This window comes from Rhizobium sp. USDA 4016, from assembly GCF_056279705.1.
The window spans coordinates 3,000,900-3,015,167 of the sequence record NZ_JBWCCY010000004.1; the positions used below are offsets into that span (position 1 = coordinate 3,000,900).

The 14,268-nt window shown below is 60.8% G+C and carries 13 protein-coding genes; 9 read left to right on the forward strand and 4 right to left on the reverse strand.

Annotated elements, in window-relative coordinates:
• The first annotated feature begins 46 nt into the window (after positions 1–46).
• Positions 47–1,462, forward strand: coding sequence for a metalloprotease TldD (tldD, locus tag ACZ9DP_RS30570; RefSeq protein WP_194729141.1), 1,416 nt, complete (start codon positions 47–49; stop codon positions 1,460–1,462).
• A 16-nt stretch (positions 1,463–1,478) separates the two neighbouring features.
• Complete coding sequence (locus tag ACZ9DP_RS30575; RefSeq protein ID WP_074066895.1) at positions 1,479–1,967, forward strand: GNAT family N-acetyltransferase; 489 nt, start codon at positions 1,479–1,481, stop codon at positions 1,965–1,967.
• Between the two features lie 108 nt (positions 1,968–2,075).
• On the opposite strand, the gene ACZ9DP_RS30580 is transcribed toward ACZ9DP_RS30575, so the two are convergent.
• A complete protein-coding gene (locus ACZ9DP_RS30580) occupies positions 2,076–2,375 on the reverse strand; it encodes a pyrophosphohydrolase domain-containing protein (RefSeq protein ID WP_239595187.1) in 300 nt (99 codons plus the stop codon).
• Positions 2,376–2,449: 74 nt separating this feature from the next.
• On the reverse strand, positions 2,450–3,718 hold the full coding sequence (locus tag ACZ9DP_RS30585) for a serine hydrolase (protein ID WP_476204527.1): 1,269 nt from the start codon (positions 3,716–3,718) through the stop codon (positions 2,450–2,452).
• Positions 3,719–3,938: 220 nt separating this feature from the next.
• Between ACZ9DP_RS30585 and ACZ9DP_RS30590 the strand changes: the two genes are divergently transcribed.
• Positions 3,939–4,985: a polysaccharide deacetylase family protein gene (locus tag ACZ9DP_RS30590; RefSeq protein WP_476204528.1), complete on the forward strand. Its 1,047-nt coding sequence runs from the start codon at positions 3,939–3,941 to the stop codon at positions 4,983–4,985.
• A gap of 4 nt (positions 4,986–4,989) precedes the next feature.
• Here the strand turns inward: ACZ9DP_RS30590 and pdxH are convergent, their stop codons facing one another.
• Entirely contained in the window at positions 4,990–5,610 is a 621-nt protein-coding gene (gene pdxH / locus ACZ9DP_RS30595) for a pyridoxamine 5'-phosphate oxidase (protein ID WP_039844182.1), read from the reverse strand.
• Between the two features lie 66 nt (positions 5,611–5,676).
• On the opposite strand from pdxH, the gene ACZ9DP_RS30600 reads away from it, so the two are divergent.
• The 4 genes from ACZ9DP_RS30600 to ACZ9DP_RS30615 all read left to right on the forward strand — a co-directional run bounded on the left by ACZ9DP_RS30600 (position 5,677) and on the right by ACZ9DP_RS30615 (position 9,101).
• Entirely contained in the window at positions 5,677–6,135 is a 459-nt protein-coding gene (locus ACZ9DP_RS30600) for an RT0821/Lpp0805 family surface protein (protein WP_476204529.1), read from the forward strand.
• Positions 6,136–6,390: 255 nt separating this feature from the next.
• Positions 6,391–7,542 (forward strand): DnaJ C-terminal domain-containing protein, encoded by a 1,152-nt coding sequence (locus ACZ9DP_RS30605; protein ID WP_476204530.1) that lies wholly within the window; start codon positions 6,391–6,393, stop codon positions 7,540–7,542.
• A gap of 122 nt (positions 7,543–7,664) precedes the next feature.
• Positions 7,665–8,483 carry an enoyl-ACP reductase FabI gene (gene fabI, locus ACZ9DP_RS30610; protein ID WP_039844179.1) on the forward strand — a complete coding sequence of 273 codons (819 nt, stop codon included), beginning with the start codon at positions 7,665–7,667 and terminating at the stop codon, positions 8,481–8,483.
• A gap of 27 nt (positions 8,484–8,510) precedes the next feature.
• Positions 8,511–9,101: a histidine phosphatase family protein gene (locus ACZ9DP_RS30615; protein WP_476204531.1), complete on the forward strand. Its 591-nt coding sequence runs from the start codon at positions 8,511–8,513 to the stop codon at positions 9,099–9,101.
• Positions 9,102–9,108: 7 nt separating this feature from the next.
• On the opposite strand, the gene ACZ9DP_RS30620 is transcribed toward ACZ9DP_RS30615, so the two are convergent.
• Positions 9,109–9,369: a DUF1344 domain-containing protein gene (locus ACZ9DP_RS30620; RefSeq protein ID WP_476204532.1), complete on the reverse strand. Its 261-nt coding sequence runs from the start codon at positions 9,367–9,369 to the stop codon at positions 9,109–9,111.
• A 244-nt stretch (positions 9,370–9,613) separates the two neighbouring features.
• Between ACZ9DP_RS30620 and ACZ9DP_RS30625 the strand changes: the two genes are divergently transcribed.
• Together ACZ9DP_RS30625 and aroC are read left to right on the forward strand one after the other, a co-directional pair.
• Complete coding sequence (locus tag ACZ9DP_RS30625) at positions 9,614–12,793, forward strand: bifunctional diguanylate cyclase/phosphodiesterase (RefSeq protein WP_476204533.1); 3,180 nt, start codon at positions 9,614–9,616, stop codon at positions 12,791–12,793.
• 372 nt (positions 12,794–13,165) lie between these two features.
• Complete coding sequence (gene aroC, locus ACZ9DP_RS30630) at positions 13,166–14,263, forward strand: chorismate synthase (protein WP_039844176.1); 1,098 nt, start codon at positions 13,166–13,168, stop codon at positions 14,261–14,263.
• Positions 14,264–14,268 lie beyond the last annotated feature (5 nt).

A 14,268-nucleotide genomic window follows, 5' to 3' on the forward strand; every position in this document is an offset into this window, starting at 1 on the left:
TACATCGGCCTGGAAGCGTTTCTGCTTCGAAGCGGAGAATACGACTATGAATACCGACCTGCTGACGCTGTTCGACGCCGACGAAACGACGATGCGCAAACACGTTGCCGAGGCGCTTTCCGGCTCCGATGACGGCGAGCTCTTCATCGAGCATGCGCAGGCGGAATCGCTGATGTTCGACAATGGCCGCCTCAAGGGCGGAAGCTTCAATACCGAGCAGGGTTTCGGCCTTCGCGCCGTCGCCGGCGAAGCGGTCGGCTACGCGCATGCAGGCGATCTTTCGGTTGCGGCGCTAAAGCGGGCGGCAGAGGCCGTCGGAGCGGTCACGAAGGGCTATTCCGGCAGCTACGCCGCAGCGCCCCAGCGCACCAACAAGAAATTCTACGGCGACGAGAACCCGATCGGCTCGCCAACCTTTGAAGAGAAGGTTAAAGTCCTGACCGATATCGACGCATACCTGCGCGGCAAGGACGACAAGGTGCGCCAGGTGACGGCGTCGGTCGCCGCAAGCTGGCAGGTTGTCGATATCCTGCGCGCCGATGGTCATCGCGTTCGCGATATCCGCCCGATGACGCGCATCAACATCTCCGTCATCGTCGGGAAAGGCGATCGGCAGGAAAGCGGCTCCTATGGCAGCGGCGGGCGCATCGGCTTCGGCGATTTTATTGCGGAGGGCAATTGGCAGTACGGTGCCGACGAGGCGCTTCGTCAGGCACTCGTCAATCTCGAAGCGATCGAGGCGCCGGCCGGCACAATGGATGTCGTTCTCGGCTCCGGCTGGCCGGGCGTCATGCTGCACGAAGCGGTCGGCCATGGCCTCGAAGGCGATTTCAATCGCAAAAGGACCTCGGCCTTCGCCGGCCTGCTTGGCCAGATGGTGGCTGCACCGGGCGTCACCGTGGTCGATGACGGCACGATCGACAGCCGACGCGGCTCGATCACCATCGACGACGAGGGCACGCCCTCCGGCTACAACGTGCTCATCGAGAACGGCAAGCTCGTCGGCTACATGCAGGACCGCCAGAACGCCCGGCTGATGGGCATGCAGCCGACCGGCAACGGCCGCCGCCAGGGCTATGCCCATGTGCCGATGCCACGCATGACCAACACCTACATGCTCGGCGGCGACAAGACGCCCGAAGAGATCATCGCTTCCGTGAGGAAGGGCATCTATGCCGTCTCCTTCGGCGGTGGCCAGGTGGACATCACCTCCGGCAAGTTCGTCTTCGGCTGCACCGAGGCTTACCTCATCGAGAACGGTAAAATAGGCGCACCAATCAAGGGCGCGATGCTGATCGGCAACGGCCCGGATGCGATGAAGCGCGTCTCGATGATCGGCAACGATATGAAGCTCGACACCGGCATCGGCAATTGCGGCAAGGCCGGGCAGTGGGTTCCGGTCGGCGTCGGACAGCCGCATCTGCGCATGGACCAGGTGACCGTCGGCGGCACGAAAGCCTAAGGATCCGGAGGTGGCGATGAGCGAGATCGAGATCAGACCCTTCGCCGCCCCTGACATCGATGGCGTCTTTTCGGTCATCCTGCCGATCCAGCGCGACGAATTCGGCTTCGCGATCACAGCCGACGACCAACCGGATCTACAGGTCATCCCGGATTTCTACCAGTCCGGCAAAGGCCAGTTCTGGGTCGCGGAGCTTGACGGCGTCATCGTCGGCACGATCGGCCTCAAGGATATCGGCAACAACCGGGCAGCGCTCCGCAAGATGTTCGTCGCCGCGCCCGTGCGTGGCCCGCGGCACGGCGTTGCCGCAAGGCTGCTCGACACGCTCTTTACCCATGCCAAAGCACACGGCATTCTCGAGATCTTCCTCGGCACGACCGACAGGTTCCTGGCAGCGCATCGCTTTTACGAGAAGAACGGCTTCACTGAGATCAAGCGCGGCGACCTTCCTCGCTCCTTCCCCTTGATGGCCGTGGACAACAAGTTCTACCGGAGGGCAGTCTAGCGATCGTCCACCGGGGAGCGCCGTCTTATACCGAAGAACAGTGCGGGTGGTGGATCGCCGAGAGCTTGCGGCGTGGCAAGGCGACTTCCCTGAAACGAACATAAGAGCTCACGGCCTAAACAGCCACTTGCGCTCGATCGCTCGTGCGAGGTCAATGCCATTTTGGCGGGCGAAAAGCAGGATGTGGCCGAGCATGTCGGCCGTTTCGTCGGCGAGGTCCTGCTTCAGTTCGTCCGGCGCCTTGCCTTTCGGGCGCCCTCTGCCGCTCACGCGGTTCCAGGCCTGCGTGAGTTCGCCCATTTCTTCCTGCAGCTTCAGGAGATACCAGTCCGGATCTCTTTCGATGCCATTCACTTCAGCATAACGGCGGGAAGAGGATTCGAACTTTTCCGCGAGATCGGCAAGCATCGGCGTTCTCCTTTTGTATCCAAAACAGGAGAATGCCGATTCGTCCGGATTGTCCAGCGAAGGGTGTTCGGAGCTTAGCCTTGGTTGGCGAGCAGCACGCAGTCGTAGGAGCGCTTCTTGAGGGCTTCGCAGGCGGCGGTGGCGGCCTGCTCGCTTTCGAACCCGACGAAGCGGGCGCGGTAGATGGCATTGGCGCCGGTGCCGAAGGCTTCCGTATAGGGCGTTGCGGATTTCAGCGCCGTGCCGCCTGCGGACTTTGCCTGCGCAAGCAGCGCACGGGCGGCATCGGCGCTTGGAGCGGCGGAAATCTGGATCTGCCAGCCGCGGGTCGACGGCTGCGGCTTGCCAGCATTGGCCATTTCCTCAAGTGCTGCCGGACGCTCCAAGGGAACGGCTGCCGTGTCAGAGTAACCGAGCGCGAAAGGAGCGTTGCCGGTTTCGCCTTCGCTTCGTGGCGCGTCGGCTGCAAGCGGCGCATCCGTATCGGCGGCGGCGGAGGCGACTTCGACCGGCTGCTTGGCGCCGACGCTTGCAAGCAGCCTGCCGCCGCTGGAAGCGCGGCCGAGATACTTGTCGAGTAGTGCCGCCATCTGGGCATCGCGGCTGCGGGCCGTGCGGCCGCCGAGAACGACGCCGACGACGCGGCGGTTGCCATCGCGCACGGCGCTCACGAGATTGAAACCCGAGGCGTTCGTGTAACCCGTTTTGATGCCGTCCATACCCTGGTAGCGAACCATCAGGTTGTTATGTCCGCGGATGGTTTTGCCGCGGAAGGTGAACGCCGTCATCGAAAAGAGCCGGTATTCCCTCGGATAGTGTTTGAGCAGCGCGACGCCAAGGGTGGACATGTCGCGGGCCGTCGTCACCTGCCGCTTATCCGGCAGGCCGGAAGCGTTATAAAAGACGGTACGGTTCATGCCGAGCTGACGGGCCTTCTGCGTCATTACGCGGGCGAAGTTGCTTTCGGAGCCCGCGAGCGTTTCGCCCACCGCGGCCGCGGCATCATTCGCGGATTTAACGATCATCCCATAGACGGCTTCGCGCACGGTGATCGTTCCGCCCGCCTTCACGCCGAGCTTTGTCGGCGGGCGGCTGGATGCGTATTTCGACATGACGATCGGCGTGTCCCAAGTGATCTTGCCGCGGTTCAGCGCCTCGAAGGTGAGGTAGAGCGTCATCATCTTGGTGAGCGACGCCGGGTGGTTCAGCACATCACCGTTCTCGGACGCGAGAACCTTGCCTGTCCTGGCATCGAGGATGAGGGAGGCGCTGCCGGCCATGGCCGCGATCGGTGCCGAAACGGCAAGCGTCACAGCTAGAAATGCGGCCAACAACCTTTTCATGAAGTCCCCTCAATACAAGTGCCGACTGCGGCGAAGTCAAAATATGTCCCGTTCTGCGACAGAAGCCGCTAATCTGGCGCGACTTTGACGCAACGGACACTGATTTTTTGAGTTTTCTTTGCTCTTGGTGAACGGAACGTAAAGATTTCACCCGAAAATGCAACGTTCAACAACGCTTAACACCATAATTGATAGGTTCGCCCGTCTTCAGGGAGGCGGAATGCACAGGCTGTGGAAAAGTCGCGCGAAACGGATCGCCATTACCGGCGGGCTCGAAGCTGCGCATCTCATCGCTGCTCTTCGGCTCATGCGCGGCGCGCGCGGGCGCGGCGCGATCTTCACCCTGCATCATGTCAGGCCGCACGAGCCACATGCTTTCGAGCCGAATGCACACCTCGAAATCACGCCGGCATTTCTCGATGCGGCACTGACGCGGCTTGCGCATGACGGGTACCGTTTCGTCGCGCTGGACGAGATTCCGGCATTGCTTTCCGGACCGGCCGGCGACCAGCCCTTTGCAGCCTTTAGCCTGGACGACGGCTACCGCAACAACCTCGTTCACGCCTATCCGATCTTCGAGAAGCACGAGGCACCCTTTACCGTGTTCGTGGCAAAGGGCCTGACGGAACGCACGCACACGATCTGGTGGGAGACGCTTGCCGCCGTCCTGCGGAAGGCCGAAAAGGTCCACTTCGATTTCGGCGGAGGCGAAGAGAGCATCACGCTTTTCACATTGGCCGATCAGCATGCGGCATTCTCGCGGTTCGCAGCCCATGTCCACGGCACCGACGAGGCCTCGGCGGTTGCGAAGATCGATGCGCTCGCCCGTCACCATGAGATCGATCCGGCCGAACTCGTCGACGATCTCGTGATGGGCGCGGCGGAACTCAATCTTCTCGACGCAAGCCCCCTCGCCTCCATCGGCGCCCATACGGTCAGCCACCGCGCGCTCGCGCGGCTTCCGGAAGCCGAAGCACGGGAGGAAATGGCGCTTTCCGCCGACCATGTAGAGGCGATTACCGGCAAACGGCCGGAAACCTTCGCATTCCCATATGGCACACCCGAAGCAGCAACCCGTCGCGAGGCGGCAATCGCAGCCGAACTCAGGTTCAAGGTCGCGGTGACGACCCGGCCGGGCGTCATGCGGCCGGACCTGCCTGGCAGCACCACCTATCTGCCGCGGCTCTCTCTCAATGGCTTTTATCAGAAGCCGCGCTATGTCTCGGCACTCGCCTCCGGCATCCCGCTGAAGCTGATGGGCCGTTAACCGCTTAAGGATACATCCTGATCTTTTGCCAATCGCCTTCCGGGGCCTTGCGGCGGAATTCGATGCGGTCGTGCAGGCGGAAGTTTTGGTCCTTCCAGAATTCGATCGAAACCGGCTTGATGCGGAAACCCGACCAGTAGGGCGGCCGCGGGATTTCGCCGATGGCATAACGCGCCGTATATTCGGCCACGGCTCTTTCCAGCGCAAAACGGCTTTCCAGCGGACGGGACTGCTTGGATGCCCAGGCGCCGATGCGGCTGCCGCGGGCGCGCGTCTGGAAATAAGCGTCGGCTTCCTCCTCGGTCACGATTTCCACAGGACCGCGCACGCGCACTTGCCGTCGCAGCGTTTTCCAGTGAAAACACATGGCCGCTTTTTTCTGCCCCAAGATTTCGCGGCCTTTCTGACTCTCGAAATTGGTGTAGAAGACGAATCCGTCGCTATCGAATCCCTTCAGGAGAACCATGCGGACATTGGGAAGGCCATCTTCATCGACCGTCGCAAGCGCTACCGCATTCGGATCGTTTATCTCGGAACCCTCGGCATCTTTTAGCCATTCCGCGAAAAGCTTGAACGGCTCGTCGCGCTCGGTGAAGTCACCGCTTATTAACTCATTTGCCGACATATTAGCTCAAATGCCCCGGGTTTATTGGTTTCATGCCCAGCTTTTCACGACTGGACAGGACGCAGGGTGGAAGTCATAGCAAAGTCAAATCGCCATACAAAGGGCCTGCTGTGCCGTTGTGCCATGTTGTTCGTCATCGGCGCGGCGATGCTGCCGCTTTCTGGCTGCATGACGGGCGGTTTTGACTTCCTGAGCGATTCGAAGGTGGACCGTTCGGTTGCCACCGGAACCGTGCCGCAGACGCCGCCGAGCACCGATACGCTTTCCGACGAAATGACGGTTCGCAACGCGGTCACCTCTGCCGACATCCAGAGAATGGCCGGCCAGCCGCTGCCCTGGGCGAATTCCTCCACCGGCAGCGCCGGCGTCATCGACACGATCGTCGAAAACAACGATCAGGGCCAGGTCTGCCGCCGGTTCCGCACGACGCGGCACTCCTATGCGGGCATTGCCAAATTCTACGGCAAGACCTGCCTCGTCGGCGGCGGCAACTGGCAACTGCTGAGCTTCCAGCCGGAAGGCTGACCCGCTTCAAGACATGATTAATCGCAGCCGGACCGCAGCCGCAATGCTTAGCAGAAAGCTAACCATTTGCGGCGAAAGCCGCATTCCCCTCCCCGAAAAATAAGGACTGATTAGTAACTCTGACGCACGATCGGCTCATAGACGCGTGTTCCGGTTTTTCTGAAATGGACCGGAAGGCGCGCGGAGAGTTGTCATTGGGCTTCGGGGTGCTGGGCAAGGACAGGCACGCCGCATCGCAACACCGGCGGTTATTAAATGCGCGATCCTTACAAGATTTTGGGCGTTCCTCAGAACGCGGGGACAGACGAGATCAAGGCGGCCTGGCGCAACATGGCCAAGGCCGTTCATCCGGATCACAACCAGGGCGATCCGACGGCAACGGCTCGTTTCGCCGAGGTCGGTCGTGCCTATGAGACATTGAAGGACCCCAAGAAGCGCAGCCTTTTCGATACGGCCGCACGGATGGCAGAGGCGCGAATGAACGGCGAGACGATCATGCAGCAGCGCCAGGCGGCCCGCGAGGCGGCAGTCAGGGCGAAGGCCGCGCAGGCGAATGCCGAACGCGTGATGGAAGAACTCGCCCGCGCCAACGCGCAGAAGGCGGCGAAGGCCGCCGCCGAGGCGGCAAAACAGCAGCACGTCAGCCCGGAATCCGCCGAAGACATGGTCGAGCGCATTTTTGGCGCGCAGGCCAAGGCTGCAAGCGCCGGCGCGACGGCTCATCCACAGGCAAATGCCGGCAAGCGGACAGAGACGGAGGCCGGCAAACTCGAAGCGGAAGCTGTAAAGCCCGAGGAAGAAAGCACGGAGACGGTTGCGGCCGCTGGCGGCCTACTTCAGCCCTTGAGCATACTGACATCGCTTGTGCGCCGCTTTACCGGCAGCGCGCCCGCACCGGAAAAGGCCCCGGATCAATTCGCGCAGGTAACGGTCACGATCGAGGACATATTGAAGGGCAGCTGGACCACGGTGCAGCTCGCCGAGGGCCGCGAGGCAAGCTTCGCGTTGTCGGCCGGGACACGGGAGGGCCATCAGGTCCGGCTGAAGAGCCAAGGCTACAAGCTGCCGAACATGCAGCGAGGCGACACGGTCGTCAGCATCCACATCGCATCCGATGCGCGTTTCACCGTCGACGGCTTCGACCTGCGTACCGTGCTGCCGGTGACGATCGAGAATGCCGTCCTTGGAACCGAAGCGCGCATCGACGGACCGAACGGGCCGGTCGACGTCACCGTTCCCCCCTGGTCAGGATCCGACAAGACGATCCGAATCTCCGGCCAGGGCCTGCCCGACGACACAGGCGGAAAGGGCGATCTGATCGTCGAGCTACGCATTATGTTGTGGGAAAAGCCGGATGATAAGGTCACGGATCTCATGAGAAGCATGCGCGAAGGGCTGTTTCTGTGAAATTTTCGTGACAAGCGCACCCTTTGTTACGATCCCTAACAGTTGATGATTGCCCGCAATCTTGAACCGATTAACGGCCTATGCCATAGGCAATTTCCAATTGGTTCATTAGGGGGCAAAATATGGCTCAAGCAACAGGCCTCATGTCAGGCAAGCGTGGCGTCATCATGGGCGTCGCCAACAATCGTTCGATTGCGTGGGGCATTGCCAAAGCCATTCATACACAGGGCGCCGAAATTGCCTTTACATATCAGGGCGATGCCCTGAAAAAACGCGTCGAGCCTCTGGCTGCCGAACTTGGCGGCGTACTCGCCGGCCACTGTGACGTCAGTGATGAAGCGAGCATCGATGCGGTTTTCGAGAACATCGAAAAGATGTGGGGCAAGATCGATTTCGTCGTTCACGCGATCGGCTTCTCGGACAAGGACGAGCTGACCGGCCGCTACGTCGATACTTCGCCGGACAATTTTTCCAAGACGATGCAGATTTCCGTCTACTCGTTCACGTCCGTCGCACGCCGCGCCGAGAAGCTCATGACGGAGGGCGGCTCGCTGCTGACGCTCACCTATTACGGCGCCGAGAAGGTCATGCCGAACTACAATGTCATGGGCGTTGCAAAGGCTGCGCTCGAAGCGAGCGTCAAGTACCTCGCCGTCGATCTCGGACCGAAGAACATCCGCGTCAATGCGATTTCGGCAGGCCCGATCAAGACGCTGGCAGCGTCCGGCATCGGCGATTTCCGCTATATCCTGAAGTGGAACGAGTATAACGCTCCGCTCCGCCGCACCGTCACCATCGAAGACGTCGGCGATGTCGGCCTTTACATGCTGTCTGACCTCTCGCGTTCGGTCACCGGCGAAGTACACCACGCCGACAGCGGTTACCATGTGATCGGCATGAAGGCGGTAGACGCGCCGGATATTTCAGTTATCAAGGACTGATCGAAGTCCAATCAAGCGGAATCTGCCTTGCTCATCTATGTGGTCCGACATGGTCAGACCGACTGGAACGCCGAACGCCGTCTGCAAGGCCAGAAGGATATTCCGCTGAATGTCATCGGCCGTGAACAGGCGCGGCTGAACGGCATCGACATGGCCGAGATTCTCAGGGTCGAAGCCATTTCCTTCGATTTCGTTGCAAGCCCGCTCCAGCGCACGCGCGAGACGATGGAGATCATGCGCACGGCAATGGGCCTGCCGCCCAAGGACTACCGCAGCGACGACCGGCTGGTCGAAGTTTCCTTCGGCGACTGGGAAGGCTTCACCATCCGGGAACTGAAGGCGACCCAGCGCGAACGCATCATCGAGCGCAATATCAACAAATGGGATTTCATCCCGCCGGGCGACTATGCCGAAAGCTACGAAATCATGTCGTGGCGCATCCGATCATGGTTGAACTCCGTCGAGCGCCCGACCGTTTGCGTCACGCATGGCGGCGTCATCCGCAGCCTCTTCAAGATGATCGCCGATCTGCCGAAGCACGAGGCTGCCGAGGGGGAAATTCCGCAGGACCGAATCTTGAAGATCGACACCGCGAGAAGACTGATCGGCTGGATATAGTCTCTAATTACTGCACGATATCGAGGTCGTTGATCACCCGCTTGCCGTCCACTTCCGTGTAGAAGATCACCACTTTCACACCGGCCTTCAGCCCATCGAAGTTGAACTCCTCGGGCGCCTGATATGTCTTGCCGTCATCGAGTGTCAGGCTGAGGCTGCTCATGTCGACTTTCTTGATGATCGCTTCGACGTCGGCGCTTTCCGCAAAGCTGCTGATGGGCGACAGGAAACTTGCTGTGGCCAGCAGCGTGGCAACAAAAAAACGCATCGCGGCAACCCTCTTGAAACTCGACGCAAAAATCCGGTGAAACACAGATAAGCTCCTGAATATGGCGAAAATTGCCCGGAAGAATGGCTTTCCGCGCCTCATTGATGAATAGCATTTTAACAACAATCAAGAGCAGCCGCTAACCATTAGAGTGCTCTTAATTGCAAGCCGCAAAGATGAACCATCGGGAAATCGTAAATTAACCGGTTCCTCCTAGAGTTCCGCCGAACAGGGAGACATATTTTTGCTTTTCCGGCTGGGCGCCAATATTCAGTTGCGGCGGGTACTCAAGAATACCTGGGTTTCACTGCTGGTTTCGACCCTCGTCGCATTTGTGGTCGTTGCGGTCGGCTTCACGCTCGACCGTGCGAATACTGCGGCCTATCTGCGAGAGTTGCAGATCCGCACAGAAAACGAGACGAACCTCATTCGCGCCCGCATGGCGGCACAGATCAATATGGACGTCACCGTCGTCCGCGATCTGTCCAACATGATTTCCGTGAGCGCAAAAGCCAACGATGAAGAAATGGAGCGCCAGATCAATTGGCTGCTCATCCAATATCCCCATTTCGTCAGCATCACCGTCGCACCTGATTTCGTCGTCGGCAACGTCTTCCCGGCGCAGTCCGGCAAGAGCCGCATCGGCAAGGACGTGCGTGAAAAGCTGATGCTGCGCCAGTCCGTCGGGCGCAATACGGGAGACCAGCAGGCGCGTTTCTACGGCCCGGTCAAGATCGGCAGCGGAAGGGATGCCTTCGCGATCTTCTTCCCGATCTTCATCAAGGAGAACGGGCAGCGCAAGATCTGGGGTGCGGTCGAAGTCACGATCGACCAGGATATGTTCTACGAGAACACTGGCCTCAAACCCGCGCGCAATAGCGAAAACCAGGAACGCTACCCGCATCTCGACCATCTTTCGATCGCGGTGCGCGACCTGGGGACTGTGGCCGAGCAACGCGCCCTTCCCTTCTTCGGCAGCGCCGATGTGCTCGACAAGCAGCCGCTCCGCCGCAAGATCACCTTCGCGGGCGGGCGCTGGGAGCTTTCGGCCGTGCCGACGACCGGATGGAACGAAGCTCCGCCGAACCAGCTTCAGCTTCGCTTGATCATCATCGCTGCCGGCTGCGTCATCATCGTGCCGATCTTCCTCGCGACCCTGCTTCTTGGCGAGCGCACCCGCAATGTCAACGAACTCGAGGCCCGCGAAACGAAGCTGCTCGAACTTTCGCAGCGGCTGAACCTGGCGCTGGATTCTTCCAATATCGGCATCTGGGAACTGCAGGATCACGGCCACAGCCTTTACTGGGACACGCGCGCCTCGGGCCTTCACGGCCAGCCGGCCGGCGAGGGCAGCCATCCCCTTGAAAGCTGGCTCGAGGCAATCGTGGCGGCAGACCGGCCAATCGCCGAGACGCACTTTTTCAACTGCAGCCTGGCAGGTACGTCCTGCACGGCGCAGTACCGTATCAGGCTTTCGGACGGCCGCATCCGGTATCTGCGCTCGGTGGGCTCCTTCTACACGGATGCGGGCGGAACCGGCAGGACGATCGGCATCGTCGCGGACGTGACCACAGACGCGGAGGCAGCCGATATGCTGCGCAAGGCAAAAGAAAACAGCGATATCAAGAATGCCGAGCTGGAACTGGCACTGGACGAGCTCTCCCGCCGCGAGACGCAGCTTGCCGAACTTTCAACCCGCCTCGATCTGGCGCTCGATTCCTATCAGTGCGGCATCTGGGAAACGACGCTCGGCACTGCCGGCTCGGTCTGGGACGAACGCATGCACGAGCTCTACGGGCTGGAACCACGGCAGGGATTCATGCCCCAGGATGTTTGGCTTTCCTGCATTCACCCGGAAGATCGTGCTTTTGCGCTGGAAAGCGCACGGCATTTCAAGCAGCTCGGCGACAAGCACACGCTCATTTGCCGCGTGCCGGCCGAGGACGGCAGCATTCGCTACGTCCGCTCGACCGGCAAGGTGCACCAGACGGCGACAGGTCAGCTGAAGCTCATTGGCGTCGCGCTCGACGTCACGGAAGATGCGCTGCTGACCGCCGAGCTGAAGGCAGCGAAGGACGAAGCGGTTGCCAAGAATATCGAGCTCGAACTTGCCAAGAATCGTATCGAGCACAATTCGCTGCATGATCCGCTGACGGCACTGGCCAACCGCCGCAAGCTCGACATCGCGCTCGAAAACCTGACGGCCGGCAGCCGGTCGCAGCGGCAGAAATTCGCAATCCTCCACATCGACCTCGACCGCTTCAAGCAAATCAACGACACGCTCGGCCACGCAGCCGGGGACGCGATGCTGGTGCATGCGTCGAAGGTTCTTTCGAAGAATGTCCGTGGCAGCGATGTCGTCGCGCGCATCGGCGGCGACGAGTTCGTCATCCTCGCACTCGATGCCAGCGACGAGGATATGGCCGCGCTAGCGGGCCGGATCATCGAAGAAATGCGCCAGCCCGTCAATTTCCAGGGCTTCCCTTGCCGCTGCGGCGTTTCGATCGGCATCGCGCTTGCCAACGGCATCCATGTCGACGCGCGCAAGGTGCTGATCAACGCCGATATCGCCCTCTACCGCGCAAAGAGCCTGGGCCGGAACCGCTACGAATTCTTCAACCAGAACCTCCAGGCCGACATCATCAACAGCAAGCGCATCGCCGACGAGATCCTTGCCGGCATCGAGAATGGCGAATTCACCGCCTGGTACCAGCCGCAATTTTGCGCGCGAACAATGCGGCTCACCGGTGTCGAAGCGCTGGTGCGCTGGAACCACCCGGCCCGCGGCCTGCTGACGCCGGACAAGTTCCTGCGCATCGCCGACGAGATCAACGTGGTGCAGGCGCTGGACCGCATCGTTCTCGAAACCGCACTGAAGGACAAGATGCGCTGGGCAGCACTCGGCGTTTCAGTGCCGCAGGTCTCCGTCAATGTTTCAGCGCGGCGGCTGCATGACGGTAGCCTCTTCGAATCGCTGAGCGACCTGCAGATACGCCCGGGCGAGCTTTCATTCGAACTGGTGGAATCGATCTTCCTCGACGAAAGCGAGGATGTGGCGGCTCACAACCTCGACCGCATCAAGGCGCTCGGCATCGACATCGAAATCGACGATTTCGGCACCGGCCATACATCGATCGTCAGCCTGTTGAAGCTGAAGCCGAAACGGCTCAAGATCGACCGCCAGCTCGTGCAGCCGATCCTCAACTCTCCGCAGGAGCGCGCACTGGTAAGCTCGATCATCGACATCGCCCGCTCGCTCGGCGTCGAAACGGTGGCGGAAGGGATCGAGACGATTTCGCACGCCGATATGCTGCGCGATCTTGGCTGCGACCTGCTGCAGGGCTACGCCTTCTCCCGTCCCCTCTCCTTCGACGACTTCACGGCCGCCGCAGCCGATGGTGCGGCATGGCGGATCGCTTCCTGAGCGGCTTTAAATAGCTGTTTGCGATTTTGTGCCGCTCTCCATCGCATGATTTGCCCCGGCCTTAACGCTTCTCCCCGTAAACGGGGCGTAGGGAACTTGCCATACCCAGCGCCGAGATTTGAAGAAGGGTGGGCATGCCCCCTTCTGCCCGTCAGAACGGGGAGAAGGTGCCAGCAGTGGCGGACGAAGGGGCCGCGGCATTTCTCATTGCCGATGACGTCCAAAACCCGCATCGTTTGCAAATTGTGGAAACAGCATTTCTTCCTCACGTGGATTTCGCGCAAAGAAAGGCTTTTGCCCCAACCTCTTTTTAGCCTATGAGTGTCGCGCATTTTGGAGAATGGCGCGGGTTGCCGCGCGTGGTCGGAACACATGTCGCATAATACATTCGGTCATCTCTTCCGCGTAACAACCTGGGGCGAGAGCCACGGCCCGGCGCTCGGCTGCGTCGTCGACGGCTGCCCTCCCGGCCTGCGCTTCAAGCTGGAAGACATTCAGGCCTGGCTCGACAAGCGCAAGCCCGGCCAGTCGCGTTTCGTGACGCAGCGCCGCGAGGCGGACCTCGTGAAGGTGCTGTCCGGCGTGATGCTGGATGCCGACGGCGAGACGATGACTACGACCGGAACGCCGATCGCGATGATGATCGAGAACACGGACCAGCGTTCCAAGGATTACGGCGAGATTGCCCGGCAATACCGCCCCGGCCACGCCGACTATACCTATGACGTCAAATACGGCATCCGCGACTATCGCGGCGGCGGCCGCTCCTCCGCTCGCGAGACCGCGGCACGTGTCGCCGCCGGCGGGATTGCCCGTCTCGTCGTGCCGAACATGAGAGTTCACGGAGCTCTCGTGCAGATCGGCAAGCACAAGATCAACCGCCAGAACTGGGATTGGGATCAGGTGAACCAGAATCCCTTCTTCTCGCCGGATGCTGAGATCGTTCCCGTATGGGAGGAATATCTTGACGGCATCCGCAAGAACGGCTCCTCAATCGGCGCCGTCGTCGAAGTCGTGGCTGAAGGTGTTCCGGCCGGGCTTGGTGCGCCCATCTATGCCAAGCTCGACCAGGACATCGCCTCGCTGCTGATGTCGATCAATGCCGTGAAGGGCGTCGAGATAGGTAATGGGTTCGGCGCCGCCGAAATCACCGGCGAAGAAAACGCCGACGAGATGCGCATGGGCAATGACGGCAAGCCGCTGTTTCTTTCCAACCACGCCGGCGGTATTTTAGGCGGCATATCGACCGGTCAGCCGGTGATCGCGCGGTTTGCGATCAAGCCGACTTCCTCCATCCTCACCGAGCGGCGCTCGATTGATGCCGATGGCAACAATGTCGATATCCGCACCAAGGGCCGGCACGACCCCTGCGTCGGCATCCGGGCCGTGCCGATCGGCGAAGCCATGGTCGCCTGCGCCATCGCCGACCACTACCTTCGCGACCGCGGCCAGACCGGCCGGCTGAAATAGGAACT